The organism is Thalassorhabdus alkalitolerans, assembly GCF_042656525.1.
GTDB classification, from domain to species: Bacteria; Bacillota; Bacilli; order Bacillales; family Marinococcaceae; genus Thalassorhabdus; species Thalassorhabdus alkalitolerans.
This window is the reverse complement of sequence record NZ_JBHSOZ010000003.1, coordinates 910,942-926,046: the sequence shown is the minus strand read 5'-3', so window position 1 is coordinate 926,046 and position 15,105 is coordinate 910,942. Positions and strand designations below refer to the sequence as shown.

General features: G+C 40.9%; 15 protein-coding genes and 1 riboswitch. Of the genes, 9 read left to right on the top strand and 6 right to left on the bottom strand.

The genetic code is table 11. The annotated features are described in order from the left end of the window. Positions 1 to 75: 75 nt before the first annotated feature. Positions 76 to 1,041, bottom strand: a complete 966-nt coding sequence (locus tag ACFPU1_RS07320; protein WP_385939800.1) for an LCP family glycopolymer transferase — start codon at positions 1,039 to 1,041, stop codon at positions 76 to 78. Between the two features lie 162 nt (positions 1,042 to 1,203). Next, a complete protein-coding gene (locus tag ACFPU1_RS07315; protein WP_054634993.1) occupies positions 1,204 to 1,878 on the bottom strand; it encodes a DUF4328 domain-containing protein in 675 nt (224 codons plus the stop codon). Between the two features lie 163 nt (positions 1,879 to 2,041). Between ACFPU1_RS07315 and ACFPU1_RS07310 the strand changes: the two genes are divergently transcribed. The 8 genes from ACFPU1_RS07310 to ACFPU1_RS07275 all read left to right on the top strand — a co-directional run bounded on the left by ACFPU1_RS07310 (position 2,042) and on the right by ACFPU1_RS07275 (position 10,893). Then, complete coding sequence (locus ACFPU1_RS07310; protein WP_100399730.1) at positions 2,042 to 2,734, top strand: DUF1538 domain-containing protein; 693 nt, start codon at positions 2,042 to 2,044, stop codon at positions 2,732 to 2,734. Next, the gene (locus tag ACFPU1_RS07305) at positions 2,731 to 3,480 is read left to right on the top strand and encodes a DUF1538 domain-containing protein (RefSeq protein WP_100399729.1); all 750 of its coding nucleotides are present in this window, start codon (positions 2,731 to 2,733) and stop codon (positions 3,478 to 3,480) included. The genes ACFPU1_RS07310 and ACFPU1_RS07305 overlap by 4 nt, the downstream gene beginning before the upstream one ends. Beyond that, the gene (locus ACFPU1_RS07300; protein WP_054634992.1) at positions 3,452 to 4,243 is read left to right on the top strand and encodes a P-II family nitrogen regulator; all 792 of its coding nucleotides are present in this window, start codon (positions 3,452 to 3,454) and stop codon (positions 4,241 to 4,243) included. Before ACFPU1_RS07305 ends, ACFPU1_RS07300 begins: the two co-directional genes overlap by 29 nt. Before the next feature lie 119 nt (positions 4,244 to 4,362). Continuing rightward, positions 4,363 to 5,094: a hypothetical protein gene (locus ACFPU1_RS07295; protein ID WP_054634991.1), complete on the top strand. Its 732-nt coding sequence runs from the start codon at positions 4,363 to 4,365 to the stop codon at positions 5,092 to 5,094. 116 nt (positions 5,095 to 5,210) lie between these two features. Then, on the top strand, positions 5,211 to 6,740 hold the full coding sequence (locus ACFPU1_RS07290; RefSeq protein ID WP_306301184.1) for a BCCT family transporter: 1,530 nt from the start codon (positions 5,211 to 5,213) through the stop codon (positions 6,738 to 6,740). A gap of 92 nt (positions 6,741 to 6,832) precedes the next feature. After that, positions 6,833 to 8,257 (top strand): aldehyde dehydrogenase, encoded by a 1,425-nt coding sequence (gene aldA, locus ACFPU1_RS07285; protein WP_385940490.1) that lies wholly within the window; start codon positions 6,833 to 6,835, stop codon positions 8,255 to 8,257. Positions 8,258 to 8,369: 112 nt separating this feature from the next. Then, positions 8,370 to 8,533: riboswitch (M-box (ykoK) riboswitch) on the top strand. A gap of 271 nt (positions 8,534 to 8,804) precedes the next feature. Beyond that, a complete protein-coding gene (gene mgtE, locus ACFPU1_RS07280) occupies positions 8,805 to 10,169 on the top strand; it encodes a magnesium transporter (protein ID WP_385939797.1) in 1,365 nt (454 codons plus the stop codon). A 205-nt stretch (positions 10,170 to 10,374) separates the two neighbouring features. Further along, positions 10,375 to 10,893, top strand: coding sequence for a hypothetical protein (locus tag ACFPU1_RS07275; RefSeq protein WP_054634990.1), 519 nt, complete (start codon positions 10,375 to 10,377; stop codon positions 10,891 to 10,893). A gap of 32 nt (positions 10,894 to 10,925) precedes the next feature. Here ACFPU1_RS07275 and ACFPU1_RS07270 read toward each other — a convergent pair whose 3' ends face one another. The 4 genes from ACFPU1_RS07270 to ACFPU1_RS07255 form a co-directional block, all read right to left on the bottom strand. After that, positions 10,926 to 11,744 (bottom strand): MBL fold metallo-hydrolase, encoded by an 819-nt coding sequence (locus tag ACFPU1_RS07270; RefSeq protein ID WP_385939795.1) that lies wholly within the window; start codon positions 11,742 to 11,744, stop codon positions 10,926 to 10,928. Positions 11,745 to 11,884: 140 nt separating this feature from the next. Further along, positions 11,885 to 12,280 carry a fluoride efflux transporter CrcB gene (crcB, locus tag ACFPU1_RS07265; RefSeq protein WP_385939793.1) on the bottom strand — a complete coding sequence of 132 codons (396 nt, stop codon included), beginning with the start codon at positions 12,278 to 12,280 and terminating at the stop codon, positions 11,885 to 11,887. Continuing rightward, positions 12,277 to 12,681, bottom strand: a complete 405-nt coding sequence (locus ACFPU1_RS07260; RefSeq protein WP_054634988.1) for a FluC/FEX family fluoride channel — start codon at positions 12,679 to 12,681, stop codon at positions 12,277 to 12,279. The genes crcB and ACFPU1_RS07260 overlap by 4 nt, the downstream gene beginning before the upstream one ends. Positions 12,682 to 12,847: 166 nt before the next feature. Next, positions 12,848 to 13,288, bottom strand: a complete 441-nt coding sequence (locus tag ACFPU1_RS07255) for an RrF2 family transcriptional regulator (protein WP_054634987.1) — start codon at positions 13,286 to 13,288, stop codon at positions 12,848 to 12,850. A gap of 272 nt (positions 13,289 to 13,560) precedes the next feature. Here ACFPU1_RS07255 and ACFPU1_RS07250 point away from each other — a divergent pair, with 272 nt between their 5' ends. After that, entirely contained in the window at positions 13,561 to 14,973 is a 1,413-nt protein-coding gene (locus ACFPU1_RS07250; protein WP_385939790.1) for a phospholipase D family protein, read from the top strand. The last annotated feature ends 132 nt before the right edge of the window (positions 14,974 to 15,105 follow it).

Genomic DNA, 15,105 nt, shown 5'->3' with positions numbered 1-15,105 from the left:
TGGTTTGTTGCCATGGTAGCAGATTTTGGCATCCTTTTTCCAAAAAAAGAAAGCTGTTCGTTTGACAGCTTTCTTTTATTCCTGCTCCTGGTGTTCTTTAAATGCTGCAATAGCCCTTCTTCTTTCTTCCTCTGGAATGTCATAGTAATAGATTCCATTTTCTGTTGTACTTTCACCACTTAGCTCAAATGTTTCCATATTACTTTCTGCCCCTTGGTATTGCTGATAAATACTTTGTATCTCATCAAAGGTCATATTTGTTTCGATATTATCTCCGAGGATATCCAACAGCTGATTCGCCTGGACAATAGATTGAAAAGAAGAAGCCCGTTCAGCTAATGCTTCGATAACCTGACGCTGTCTTTCGTTTCTCCCCAGGTCTCCTCTCGGATCTTCTCTCCTCATGCGCACATAGTGGAGTGCTCGTTCCCCATCTAGTTCAATAGTTCCTTCAGGATAATGGTAAGTATTCTCTCCTATTTCATCACCTTGATCGAATTCAAAGGGATTATCTACTTCAATCCCTCCCAAGGCGTCTACAAGTTCTCGAAATCCATTCATATTCGATTGGATCACGTAATCAAACTCATGTTCTAGAAACTCTTCGGTTGTTTCAACGACCAGAGGAGTTCCTTCGTAGGCATATGTGTGGTTAATTTTATCCGGCTGATTCCTCCCAGGAATGTCCACTCGTGTGTCTCTTGGAATATTGAACATAACAACTGATTCATCAGCCTGATTCACAGAAACAGGCATAATCACATCAGCTCTTCCTGGATCATCCGGTCTGTCTCCAATACCAATTAAAAGGAAGCTTACACTGTCAGCTTGTGTAAGGTCATTATCCACGTCTTCCTGTTCACTGGAAAAAGATTCACTTTCTTCGGGAGTACTCTGTTGTTCTGTTTCTGCGCTAAAGTTCTCATTCATCTGTTCCATGCTTTGTTCTGCTTGCTGATAAAGGTAGAAAGCATAACCTGCGGCTGCACCAAATATCAGTGTAATTGATAAAAGAAATATAAGAGTGATTTTTTTCCACATGTAATCTACCTTTCAAGAAAACCGTATGTTAAGTATTTGTGTGATAACTGTCACATGCCAAGAGTCCTTTTCTAAGTATGATAGAAGCAGGATCAATGGTACTCTTATCCCCTTTTTTACTTTTGATAAATCCTTAATTAGAGGGATAGAAGAAAACAAGACTTATCTTTTCGCAAGAAGCTCTTTTTGCAGGGCGGTTAATCTGCGCATCACTATAAGTAAACAAATACCTGATAGAACGAAAAGAACCTCTGAAACAATAAAGTTTTGGGTGTCGTTCAGAAGGAATTCAATCGTTTCTCCTTCTGTCCAGAAATTTACCGGATTTGATGCTAAGTAAGAAGATATGAACGTGATCCACCAGACAAAAATAATCAAAGTGTGTCCTTTATTTGGTTGATTATTGTTTTTTTGCTTCAGGTGGCTGGTATAAAGGTGGAACATAGATATGAGGGGGAGAACCAGGTTTACGAGTGGAATGAAATAAAAAGCAACTCCCCACCCAGGTGTATAAACTACTCCCTCAAGATCCATGATGCGGGCATTTTCATGCATCCGGTAAAGCCAGAATAAGTAAAAGACGATTGAAACCATAAATATGAGGGTGTTAGGCAGATGAATAAATAAACTGATCATCCCGAGTGTTTCCATGTCGCTGCTGCTAATCTGATCAAACGTTGTGCCAGGATCGTACGCATTAAAAATACCAGCTTCAATTAGACTTGCTGCAATAGATATGATGGAAAATACAATTGTCAAAACAATAAAAATAACAGAAACCTTTGCTCTTCGGCCAGGATCTTTTGAATGTTTGTTATGTAGGGCTTCTTGTTTCATATTGTCCTCCTTGCACTTTTTTCATAGCAGGAAAAATTCCTGCCATAGACCATACTACAATATTTTGGGTCGTTAGGTTAGAGAAAAAATATAATTGGCAGGGAGTGGAGGGGAGTGCGGGGAAGTAAGAAGAGTATAATAATGGAAAGTTGAGGAGGTACACGTGCAAAATATTAAAAACACAGTAATGGAAGTAGTGTTAGCTGTTCTTCCTATTACTTTTGTTGTCATTATCCTTCAGTTTTCACTTTTATGGATGCCTGCTGAAATATTTTTTCAATTTTTGGCAGGGGTTGTGATGGTAAGTGTTGGTCTTATTTTATTTCTTCTGGGAGTTCACGTAGGACTGCTTCCTGTAGGAGAAATGATAGGGGCCGCACTGCCTAAGACAAAAAAGATCAGTTTAATTATCTTTTTCGGTTTTTTATTAGGCTTTGTGGTTACCTTGGCAGAGCCTGATGTTAGGGTGCTGGCCTTACAAGTCGATTTGGTTTCCGGCGGAGAGGTCTCTCGAAGCCTTCTTATTTATTCTGTTGCAGCCGGAGTAGGGGTTTTTGTCGCTTTGGCAATGGCCAGAATTATATTAAATATAAAAATTACTTACCTCCTTGCAGCAGGATATGGCCTTGTCTTTTTACTGGCTGCTTTCACGCCTGCTCATTTTGTTCCGATTTCTTTTGACGCTGGGGGAGTTACCACCGGCCCAATGACTGTGCCGTTTATTTTAGCTTTAGGAATAGGGGTTGCTTCGGTTCTCCGGGGAAAATCGGCTTCCAGCGATGGTTTTGGACTTGTTGCCCTTGCATCTATCGGGCCGATTATTGCTGTTTTGCTATTAGGGGTGTTTGGTGGATGATTGAGAATTTATTTTATGGATTTTCCCATGTGTTAGTTGAGGTCTTTTTTGCATTAATCCCCCTTGTCGTATTTTTTGCTTTATTTCAGCTTATTTATCTGAAACTTCCTTTGAAAAGGCTTCTTAATATCGGTGTAGGTATTATTTTAACGTTCTTTGGGCTTGCTTTTTTCCTTCAGGGTGTTCATATAGGGTTTTTGCCGGCTGGGGAAGCCATGGGGGCAATTCTCGGCGAGCTGCCAAACAGGTGGATATTGATTCCAGTCGGGTTTGTACTGGGTTTTGTGGCTACCTTTGCTGAGCCTGCCGTACGAATTCTAAACCACGAAGTAGAAAAGGTATCAGGCGGGTACATTTCCCAAAGAGTGTTATTGTTTACTTTGTCAATTGGAGTAGGTATATCAATTGCCCTGTCCATGGTTAGAATTCTGGTTGGAATACCCTTGTGGTATTTTATTATTCCTGGCTACCTGGCTGCTCTGGTTATGATGAGGTTTTCCTCAAGAACTTTTACATCTGTCGCATTTGATTCTGGCGGGGTGGCCACTGGTCCAATGACAGTAACATTTATTCTCGCGATGGCCGTAGGAATCGCCGGGACAGTGGAAGGGAGAGATCCTTTGCTGGATGGATTTGGTATGATTGCGATGGTAGCCCTTGCTCCAATTTTAGCTGTTTTAACATTAGGCCTACTTTATGGACGTGAGGAGAAGAAAAATGAAGATGACATTAAATCTGAGGCATAAATTAGTCGTTTCGATTCTGAAAAAAGGTTATGCAAGAAAAGTAGTAAAGGCTGCCAAGGAAGCGGGAGCTGAGGGTGCGACCATATTATTTGCAAGAGGAACCGGTATCCATGAAAAGAATAATATTCTGGGCATTACTAATGAACCTGAGAAAGAGGTCGTCCTTATACTGATAGAAGACGAGAAGGAAGAAGAAACATTAAACAGGATTGTGCCTGCAGGAAAACTGGATCGCCCTGGATATGGAATTAGCTTTGTTCTTCCAACAAAGGGCATAGGCGGTATTGTCCATTTGATGGATAAGCTTCAGGATGGACAAAAGAATCCGGAAAGGGAGGGAGAGAGGATAGTGAATGAAGATACTGGAAAAGAGTATTTAGAAAGCTCTATTCATTACGATCTGATTGTCAGTATTGTTAATAAGGGGCAATCAGAAAAAGTAGTAGATGCTTCCTGGGAGGCAGGCGCAGAAGGCGGGACCATCTTAAACGGCAGGGGAACAGGTATTCATGAAAAAGCAAAGCTCTTTTCAATCCCAATCGAACCAGAAAAAGAAGTCATCTTAACACTGATCGACCGGAACAAGACTGAGCAGGTTCTTACGGCAATTACAGAAAAAGCAGAACTTGATAAACCGGGAAAGGGAATTGCCTTTGTCCTGGGAGTGGACAAGACCGTAGGTATTAATCACATTCTGAATAAGATGGTTAATGAAAAATTTAAATCAGATAAGAAGATGAAAGCAAAGAAAAACACTAAATAATACATCCTAAATAATCCCATCCTCTGACAAAGGTCGAAATAAGGTTTAAGGTTTTCTCTTCACAGGAAGAAGAAAAAGAGCAAGCCTTTTGGCAGACATGTTTTCAGGGGGAAGCAGCCATGGCTATTGATGCGATTATTACAGGACTGGTGTTTATCACGATTCACCTTTTAGCAAATAATATATTGCCTGTTGCCAGGGTCAGGCAGTTAAAGTGGCTTTCGTTTTCCGGAGGTGTTGCTTGCGCCTATGTATTTGTTTATATTCTGCCTGCTTTGCACGAGGAACAGCAGGATTTTGGCGCCCAGACCACTGAAGAATTTGTCATGGAGTCGGAGCTCTATTTCTTTGGTTTATTGGGCCTTTTAATGTTTTACGGCATGCAAAAAGCTGTGGATGCCCGTAATGAGAAGCAGGGTGAAAAAGGGAAGTCAGGTTCCTTTTTCTGGGTACAGGTCATATTCTTTTCTATCTATAATTTTATGATTGCCTATATCGTTATTGCCACTGAGGTGGAAGGCATTCAAGCTGTCTTCTATTCTACAGCGATTGGTCTTCATTTTATGGCCATCGCACATGATTTATGGCGAGAAGATAAGGAGCGTTATAATCGGACAGGGCGTTTTGTTCTGGCTGGAGGCATTATAGCAGGATGGATCATGGGTATGATGGTAACTCTTTCTTCTTTTGTTCTTTCTATCATCTTTGCTTTTGTATCTGGGGCAATTATATTAAACGTCCTGAAGAATGAGCTTCCATCGGAAAGAAACGCTCATTTTCCAACGTTTGCCCTTGGGGCTATGTCGTACACACTGTTTGTTATGGGAATTAAATTTTTCTTTGAATGGTAGATGTCACTGTTTTATTGGAGGGAGCTTCTCGTAATGAGAAGCTTCTTTATAATGTTTGTCTGGACGTGTTGAAGGTTAGTTAAGAAAGAGAACACTTGAAAAGGAGGCAGCGTAAGGTGGGTAAAAAGTCAGATGGGAATTTAACAGGCATGGTCTTCATTGTTTCTGCTGCAGTTGTGACCCTTATCACCTTGTGGGGATTTATTTGGCCTGAGCATATGGAGATGAACATGGCTTCCGCTTTGGAAGTAGTGATAGATACATTTGGATGGTTTTACGTAATGGCAACCGCTGTACTCGTTTTTTTCTGTTTTTATCTAGGGCTCGGCCCCTATCGTTATGTTAAGCTTGGAAAAAAAGACGATGAGCCTGAGTATTCTTACTATACATGGATCGGAATGTTATTTGCAGCTGGTATGGGTGTGGGTCTTGTGTTTTGGGGTGTGGCTGAACCAATGTCTCATTTTGTAAATCCTCCTGAAGGAGTGGAGCCGGGGACACAGCATGCTGCCGAGACGGGTCTTCTTTATGGGGTGTTTCATTGGGGGATTCACCCTTGGTCTATTTACGCAACAGTGGCACTGGCACTGGCTATTGCCAAGTTTAGAAAAAACCTCCCTGGCTTAATTAGTTCAGCCTTCTATCCTATTCTAGGGGAGAAAGTAAAAGGACCTATCGGAAAATGGATAGATATTATTGCGGTAGTAAGTACAGTAATAGGGATTGCTACCTCTCTTGGTCTGAGTACAATGCAGGTGGGAGGAGGCCTGTCTCAGGTTATAGGGCTGGAGAATGACAACTTTCTGCAAATGAGTATCATTGCCATCATTACCCTTGTGTTTTTAACATCTGTACTTACCGGCATCAATAAAGGAATGAAATACCTGAGTATAGGAAATCTCACCCTTGCCGGCATTTTAATGGTGACCGTAATTATTGTAGGTCCCACTCTATTTATTATGGAACATTTTACAATGACAGTCGGTTCGTATATAAGTAACTTTGTTTCTTTGTCCTTTTTTACCACCCCTTACACAGACAATGAGTGGGTAGGCGAATGGACTTTTTTCTATTGGGCTTGGCTTATTTCCTGGAGTCCTTTTGTTGGTACGTTTATAGCTAGAGTGTCAAAAGGAAGGACAGTTCAGGAATTCATATTCGGGGTATTATTAGTACCTACAGCAGTCTCTGCTCTGTGGTTTGTAGCTTTTGGAGGAACAGGACTTCACCTTGACATTACCATGGGTGCGGGTTTATCTCAGCTTATCAGTGAGGAGCCGGAAGCAGGACTGTTTATTGTCCTGGAAACATTGCCTCTAGGTTTTCTGTTAAGTGTTGCTGCATTGATATTAATTACAATCTTTTTTATTACCTCTGCAAATTCAGCAACCTATGTACTTGGTGTATTTTCTTCACGTGGAAATCTGGAACCGGCAAACACAATTCTTGTCGTGTGGGGATTATTGATTTCAGCGATCGCTGCAGCCTTACTGCTAAGTGGAGGCATTGAAGGGTTACAAGCAATTGCAATTACCATCGCTCTTCCCTTTACTGTGATTTTGTTAGTAATGGTTTTCGCTATCCATCGATCTTTGAAAGAGGGTTATCAACAAGAGCCTATTGGTGTGAAAAAGGAAGAAGAATAAGAACTTCTCTGTTTGTTCCCCGTTTTCTTTTCCTGGTCCTGGGGAAATAACACTACAGATTGCTTTCCTTGGAGGGACTAAAAGTGGAAAAAATGTACATTAATGGTAACTTTGTAGAAAGTGAAACCCATGAATATATTGATGTAGAAAATCCGGCCACTGAAGAAATTTTGGGAAGGGTTCCTAACGGAAACGAATATGATGTGGAAGAAGCTGTTAAGGCGGCGTCTCGGGCACAAAGAGAGTGGGGAAAACGCCCGGCAATAGAAAGGGGGAAGTACTTACTTTTTATTGCTGACAGGCTTGAAGAAAGAAAAGAGGAGTTTGCTCAGCTCCTCACTAAGGAACAAGGAAAAACACTGCCACTTGCCCGCGGTGAAATGGATATTACAATTGAATACTTCCGGTACATGGCCGGATGGGCTAGACGATACGAAGGTGATGTCATTAATAGTGACCGCCAAAATGAAAATATTATTTTGTTAAAGAAACCAATTGGAGTGGTTGCAGGAGTCGTACCGTGGAATTTCCCGATGTTTGTGTTGGCAAGAAAGGTTGCTCCTGCCTTGATAACCGGGTGTTCCATTATCATTAAGCCGAGTCAGCAAACCCCGTTAACCGCTGTTAAATTTTCAGAGGTTATTCATGAATCAGAGCTGCCTCCAGGGATCTTTCAATTAGTTACTGGAACCGGTTCCTCTGTTGGCACTCCTCTGGCTTCACACAAGAAAGTAAGCATGATTTCTTTAACAGGCAGTACTCCAGCTGGTTCAAAAGTAATGGAGGCTGCCGCGCGGAACGTAACAAAAGTTAATCTCGAGCTTGGGGGAAAAGCTCCAGCTATCGTCAGTAAGTATGCTGACCTGGATCTTGCTGCAGAAAAAATAATTGAATCACGCATTATTAACTCCGGACAAGTGTGCACGAATGCTGAGCGAGTTTATGTGCAGGAAGAAGTAGCAGATGAATTTATTGATAAAATTGTAACAAAAGCAAAGGAAATACGTTACGGGAATCCCCTGGTTAAGGAAGACATCGAAATGGGGCCGCTTGTAAGCAAGAATCAGCTGGATTCTGTTTCGGAAGCTGTGGAAAAAGCAAAAGCAGCCGGTGCTAAAGTGCTGGCAGGCGGACAGAGAGCAGACACAGAAAAGGGTTATTTCTTTGAACCAACGATATTAACCAATGTAGGCCAAGAAATGGATATCATGCAGGAAGAAATTTTTGGTCCGGTTCTTCCTATTACGACGTATCATTCTTTTTCAGAAGCTATCGTCATGGCAAATGATTCAGAATACGGCCTTTCATCTTCTATCTTTACAGAAAATTATCATGAAGTGATGCAGGGTGTTAATGAATTGGAATTTGGTGAAGTCTTTGTGAATCGGGAGAATTTTGAGGCGTTGCAAGGATTTCATGCTGGCTGGAGAAAATCAGGAATAGGCGGAGCTGATGGAAAACGTGGATTAGAAGAATTTCTTATTACTACCGTAGCGTATATGGAATACGAACGATAAGTAAATGATCAAGAAAAAGACATCTAGCGAAAGAGAATCTTTGCAAATTGCAGAAAATGCATTGACAGGTTTCTGAAATCAGCGTATATTCATGTTTGTGTTGGAAAAACGTAATATTTCTCGTTAGGTGAGGCTCCTGTACGGAGAGACGCTGCTGCCCAAAAATGTCCAAAGACGCCAATGGGTCAACAGGAACCATCGATATAAGGTGGTTTTTAATGCAGCTGGCATAGCCCTATGCCGTACAGTGCTAAAGCTCTACGAATGGGTAGCATGTTCTGTTTTGAGCATCTTTGTGCTGATTTAATAAGCGCTCTCCATTTGTGGAGGGCGCTTTTTTTACTCAGCAAAGAAGACGTTTCAGAAAAATTTTTAGGAGGTGAGGGAATTTTATGGACAGCAGTCCGGATTCCAGTTTTAGGTGCAGTGTAGTATATAAGGCTTTTAAGTCAGTGCGAGGATCGATTCCCTCATTTTGGATACTTTTAAAAACAAAGTAAATTAATGAATCAGGGACTCTATCCTCTTTTAAGAAGGAGGGAGAGCAATGGTTAAGTTAAATGATCATACTAGAGAAGAGTATATGAATAATATACTCGATATTTTGGAAAACAAAGCCATTGAGCAATTTAGAAATGCTTTTTTAGAGCTTCATCCAGCTGATCAGGTGGATCTTTTCAGCCGCCTGGATCAAGAAAAAAGAGCTCGTGTCTATGAATACCTAAGCCCCGAAGAATTTGCAGCTATCTTTGAAGGGCTGGAAGTAAATGATCAAAAAGAGATCGCTCTGGAGCTGGATAAAGAATATGCTGCAGAGATGTTTAATAACATGTACGCAGATGATGTAGCAGATTTTCTAGGTGAACTGCAGGAGGATAAAGTATCTGCTATATTAAAAGCAATGGATAAAGAGGATGCCCAGGATGTTAAAGAGCTTATGGCTTATGAGGAAGGTACAGCCGGGGCCATTATGACCAAAGAGTTTATCTCTATTAAGGCTACTGATACAGTGGCAGATGTGATCGAATTACTACGAAGAGAAGGACCCGATGCAGAAACGGTTTACTACTTATATGTAACTGACGAGTATAATAAATTGGCAGGTGTTGTTTCTCTTCGTGATCTGATTATTGCAGCAACGGATGAACCGATTATAAATATCATCAGTACGCGAGTGGTCTCAGTGCATGAGAACACTGATCAGGAAGAGGTGGCCAACCTTATCCAGAAATATGACTTCCTGGCAGCACCAGTGGTAACAAGTACAAATGAACTTGTGGGGATTGTAACTGTTGATGATGTTATTGATGTTATTGAAGAAGAAGCAACCGAAGATCTTGGGGAATTCTCTGCTTCAAGAGGGGCAACAGACGTAAATGTTACAGCTTTCGAAGCAGCTAAAAAGAGGTCACCCTGGATTATTCTGCTGATGTTTTTTGGTATGATAACTGCTGGAGTGATTGGCCAGTTTGAGGAAACATTAGAAGCAATTGTAATACTATCGGCTTTTATCCCGTTAATTATGGATTCAGCTGGTAATACGGGAACTCAATCACTAGCCGTTGTGGTCCGTGGTCTTGCGACAGGTTCTTTAGAGAAGAAGGGTCTTTTTAAAATCCTTCGAAGAGAGCTTGGCACTGGGATGATGATTGGTTTAGCATGTGCGATCGTACTCATGGGCTTGATCCCTATTTTATATGATGGCAACATCTTATTAGCCTTTATAGTCGGAACTTCTATTTTCCTTTCTTTAACCATATCTACAGTTATAGGGGCAACGGTTCCATTGATTATTAATAAATTAAAGCTTGATCCTGCTATCGCTTCTGGTCCTTTCATTACAACAGTAAATGATATACTTGGACTGCTGATTTACTTCAGCATAGCAACTTCTCTTCTTCAGTATTTATAAAAATATGGCTACGAATTGTGAAAAGCGTGAGCCGGAAATTCTTACGAGAATCTCCGGTTTTTTTCATTCCAAACATGCAAAAAAACTTAGATACTGGATAGATTTATTGGTTTTTGTGTAAAAATGGCTAATAGTTCAAAATCTTTATTTACAAAGGGTTTTTTTGTCAAGTAGAATGAGAGTAAGAGTAAAGGGGGCGATTCTTTTGTTCGTAAGGAATCAATTTTCAAACGAAGGCATGGAAAGTTGGAAAATTGCTGTTCAGGAAGCTGTCAATAACGTTGTGGCTGAGTCATTGCTTCTTGCTCCTGACCAACGCACGGAGATCCAGCTGTTAGACATCATGAAAAAGCATTGGAGAGATAAGGTTTCTCCTCTGTGGTTTACTAGTGATACCCTTTACTATTTATGGCTCATCCATGCTGCGAACCACCTCCTTCCTCGCATTGAAAATGAAGATGGTTACCTGGCCGGATATGTACAATATAAAGAGTTTCCGAGAGCTCTTTCTACGAAACATTTGACAGTGCCTCTTGTACGAGAGCAGCGGCTGCTGAAAGGGTATTTGTTTGAAAAAGAGGCCAAGGTTAAAATTCAGATTGCAGAGGCAGTTTCGGAAATGATGATACACAGCGAGTCTTCTTCTCCTAGTCATATTGCTATTTTTAGTATAGAAGCGGGAAAGTGGTCAATTTATAGAATGAATAAAAGAAAAGTATATTAAAAGCCTGCTCATTCGTTTAGAGAGCAGGCTTTTTATAGTTGCTTAGCAGACAATATAGAGTTAACCAGGTGGCGAGGAGAAAAATCTCCTGTCGTAAGAACGGATTTTGTCTTGCCTTTATGAAAAAGCAGGCGGGTAATCTCCTTGGAGGATAAACCTTGATAGTGGTAATAAAGTGTTTCTTCCTGCAGCCACTCCAAGAACTCTTTTTTCTTTTCCAATGCTTCTCTTCCTTTAGGTACAATGCCAGCGTGCCCGCAGAATACGTTGCCTACCTTTAATGCGAGGACTTTTTCAAGGGACGCAATCATATCAGGAACTGATTCTTCCTTCATTCCATATTTTAAATGAGTTCCCAGAAATAAATCACCGGTATAGAGATGAGTGGTGTCAGGATCATATAAAACATAATGGTCAAACGAATGTCCTGGTGTATAAATGACTTCAAATGTTTTTGAATCAATCTGTAAGTGTTTATCAGCTGCTTCTCCATCGAAGAAGCTGTGAGGATTTCCCCACATTGCTTTACGGTAAAAGGGAAGGTCAAAGCCCTTTTTCAACTCAGCTTTTGTCTGCTCACCCATGTAAACAGAAGCTCCAGTTGCTTCTGCCAGACTCTTTATATTGCCGGAATGGTCTTCATGATGATGGGTTAGGAAGATGCCGGAGGGCCTGACAGCCTGAGCAAGCTGAAAGGCTGCCTCAGACGCGCAGGGAGGCCCTGAATCCACCATTAAGCCGGGGGGAGCGTACAGGTAAAAGTGAAAAACTTGCCCGAACAACTCCACTCTGCCTTGTATATAGTAAATGTCTTTATATTTTTTTAAAGAGGTGGATACTTTTCTAAACATTCTAAAAGACCTTCTTCCAATAATAACTTTTCTTTAAGCTCTATAAATACAAGCGGTGGCAGGAAACATGACGCTCTCCAAAAAGATATGGGGCAACACACTTGGCAGTCAAAGCAGATTGTTGGAATGCAAAAGAACCTTTAAAAGGCAGTTAACATAAATAAAGATGATAGATAACCAGCTAAAAATAAAATAATGCTCCCGCCTATAGAGAAAAGTACATAGAAAGCTGCCTGCTTTTTCTTCTTCTTGTATAGAAGGGTTACTGTTTCGGTACTAAAGGTGGAAAAAGTGGTGAAAGCACCAAAAAAGCCCAACCCCAGGAAAAGGTACAATGAATCATCATAAGCTTCAAGGGGAATCGCCTGAAAATATAAACCAAAGAAAAAGCCGAGTCCCAGAGAACCCACAAGATTCACGATGAGCATAGCTACAGGGAAGGGAGGCTCGGGAAAACGACTCATAAGCCATACGCCCGCCAGATACCTTGCAACGGCTCCTAATCCACCGCCTGTTAACACCCAGAGAATATTCATCGTATGGTCACCTCACGGCTTTTTTGCTTCTTTCCTATTTTCAGACCAAGGAAGAAACCTGTAAATGCAAATGTCAAACCGCCGATAAGAGAAATAGATAGATAGACCAATGGCTGGACTACAGGGTGAATCCCCGCTAGAAAAAAGGTATCAGCAGCCAAAGTTGACATGGTAGTAAATCCGCCGCAAAACCCTGCTCCAAACCCTGCCTTTACCCATTCTTTGAGGGAGATATATGTAATAAGGCCGGCAAACAAACCAAGAAGAAAGCTTCCTAAAATATTTTCTATAATGGTTCCAATTGGGTATCCTAAGAAAAGTGTTTGAAAGTTAATGATATAACGAAAATACGTCCCTGCTGCCCCGCCAATAAATACAGCAGCAATGATTATCCATTTCATGGTTTTCCCCCTGCAGACACAAAATGTGGGTGACAATACCCTCATAAGAATATATATTACCATGGAAGCAGGCAGCATACAAAAGTGAGCGGTAGTGTGTGATGGGCTCAGATATACCAGGTACAGGATAAAAGCAATAAAAAAATAGTCTATTCTCAACAATAGACTATTTCAGCGTTTTCAAGAGAAGGCTCAGCTCCTCAGGATTTGTAAGCATATCCGCCAGGGTATATTTATCAAGAACACTTAAATAGGCGTGAAGGGCTTCCTTAAGTACTCCTTTAAGGCGGCATCTACCTGATAAAATGCAAGTATTCTTTTCAGCGTTAAAGCATTCAACTAAGTCCAGGTTATCTTCTGTTTGCCTGACAACCCATCCTAAGTTAATGTCCTCAGGATCTTTGGCAAGACGTATACCTCCATTTCTTCCTTTTATGGTAGTGATAAGACCAGTTTTAGCTAGTTCGTGGGCCACCTTTGTTAAATGGTGGTAGGAAATATTATAGCTATCAGAAATTTCCCGAATACTTGTTAATGAGGGACGGGGAACAGTAGCTAAATAAAGAAGAACTCTTAGCGAATAATCGGTATAGATTGTAAGTTGCATAACATCCCTTCCTTTGCGAAGAAAGCGGGATAAGGAAAGTGTATAATAACTCCTGTATCCTATAAAATCAGTGTAATACAGTGAAAATTTATTTACCAATACTAAGTATAATTATCTTACATAGTTTTTAACTGGAAAAACGTTCTTTTTCAGTTCTCTTTGCTCGGGTTTAGGGAAAGATAGAGAAGGGGAAAAGAAGTTTTAGTGAAAAAATAAATAATAGCCAGGTGTTGTAAAGGAGGGAACAGGACCGCCAGGACGGCCTTACATGTATGACGAAATTACTGAAAAAGCTTTTTTGGCTCATTCCTTTAGCAGTCATGGTGTACGGTATTTATAAGCCGCTGCCCAAAGGTCTTTCTTACCGGGGAAAGATTCATAATGATAGTGCTATCCGTTTTCATTATAATCTGCGTTATGATACTGAACAGCAAAGCCATTGGGAAACACCATTATATGACAAAGTATGTTCAATGATAGAAGAGGCTGAGGAATTTATCGTTTGTGATTTGTTTTTATTTAATGATTACTACAAAGAAAAATTAAAGTTCCCTCCTCTGGCTGATCAATTAACAGAGGAACTTATCCGAAAGAAACAAGATAAACCTCAGATGAGAATTTTATTTATCACTGATCCCGTAAACACTGTGTACGGATTTCATGAGTCTCCTCATATTGAAAGGTTAAAAGAGCATGGGGTAGAGGTAGTGATAACAAAGCTTGAACTTCTCCGGGATTCCAATCCGTTGTTTTCAGGATTTTGGAGAAGCTATATACGATGGCTTGGAGTGAGAGGTCAGGGATGGCTCCCCCATCCAGTGAGCTCAGTGCACCCTCAGCTGACGCTTCGCGCTTATTTGTATATGTTTAATATAAAAGCCAATCATCGAAAAGTAATCCTTACTGAAAAAGAGGGACTAATAACCTCTGCTAATCCTCATGATGCAAGTGCCTACCATGCAAATATTGGCTATTCTTTCAGAGGGAGAATGATTCAAGACATATTGGAATCTGAAAAAGCAGTCGTTGATTATTGCGGAGTTCATGAGCTTCCGGTATGGAAGCCAGGATCTTCTTCACCTGTAAAAGAAAGGGAATCCTCCGTCCAGGTCTTAACCGAGGGGCAAATATGGAAGGATACCTTGAAGATAATAGAGGATGCTCAGCCTGGTGATGAGCTTCTGATTGCAACTCTCTATTTATCAGAGAGAAAAATGATTAGACAGCTGGTTAATGCAGCAAGGCGCGGGGTAAAAATAAAGATAATCTTTGACCAGAACATGGAAGCTTTCGGTCAGTCTAAAATAGGACTCCCTAATGTGCCAGTAGCTGAAGAGCTTAAGAACAGAACTGCTGACAAAATCAAGATACGATGGTATGAAACAAAGGGAGAGCAGTTTCATCCTAAGATGCTTATTTTAAAACGGGGTGAACAAGCGATCATTATTGCAGGATCAGCAAACTTCACTCGAAGGAACCTGAAAAATTTAAATCTGGAGTCAAATGTTAAGATCCAAGGCAATGTCAGCAATGAGGCAATCAAGGATTCCATAGCGTTTTTTAATCGTCTCTGGGACAACGAAGATGGCTTGCACACCGCTGCTTATGAAACATACAAAAGCTCTTCCCGATTTTTAAAATTCATTTACCGTATCCAAAAGCTCCTGAAATTATCGACCTACTAATAAAGAGGCTGGCACAAAATCCAGCTAATAAGAAGGCCTTCGCCGTCGGTGAGGGCTTTTGCTATAGCCATCAACCCATTTCTGATCAACAAAAAGGTGCCAGCTATCGAAAACCGATAACTGACACCTTTT

Excerpts from the sequence above, each read along its gene's own strand:
- ACFPU1_RS07305 (WP_100399729.1), top strand. The coding sequence starts at position 2,731 with ATGATTGAGAATTTATTTTATGGATTTTCCCATGTGTTAGTTGAGGTC.
- ACFPU1_RS07320 (WP_385939800.1), bottom strand. The coding sequence starts at position 1,041 with ATGTGGAAAAAAATCACTCTTATATTTCTTTTATCAATTACACTGATA.
- ACFPU1_RS07270 (WP_385939795.1), bottom strand. The coding sequence starts at position 11,744 with ATGTTTAGAAAAGTATCCACCTCTTTAAAAAAATATAAAGACATTTAC.
- crcB (WP_385939793.1), bottom strand. The coding sequence starts at position 12,280 with ATGAATATTCTCTGGGTGTTAACAGGCGGTGGATTAGGAGCCGTTGCA.
- mgtE (WP_385939797.1), top strand. The coding sequence starts at position 8,805 with ATGGTTAAGTTAAATGATCATACTAGAGAAGAGTATATGAATAATATA.
- ACFPU1_RS07295 (WP_054634991.1), top strand. The coding sequence starts at position 4,363 with ATGGCTATTGATGCGATTATTACAGGACTGGTGTTTATCACGATTCAC.
- ACFPU1_RS07250 (WP_385939790.1), top strand. The coding sequence starts at position 13,561 with ATGACGAAATTACTGAAAAAGCTTTTTTGGCTCATTCCTTTAGCAGTC.
- aldA (WP_385940490.1), top strand. The coding sequence starts at position 6,833 with ATGTACATTAATGGTAACTTTGTAGAAAGTGAAACCCATGAATATATT.
- ACFPU1_RS07300 (WP_054634992.1), top strand. The coding sequence starts at position 3,452 with ATGAAGATGACATTAAATCTGAGGCATAAATTAGTCGTTTCGATTCTG.
- ACFPU1_RS07255 (WP_054634987.1), bottom strand. The coding sequence starts at position 13,288 with ATGCAACTTACAATCTATACCGATTATTCGCTAAGAGTTCTTCTTTAT.
- ACFPU1_RS07315 (WP_054634993.1), bottom strand. The coding sequence starts at position 1,878 with ATGAAACAAGAAGCCCTACATAACAAACATTCAAAAGATCCTGGCCGA.
- ACFPU1_RS07260 (WP_054634988.1), bottom strand. The coding sequence starts at position 12,681 with ATGAAATGGATAATCATTGCTGCTGTATTTATTGGCGGGGCAGCAGGG.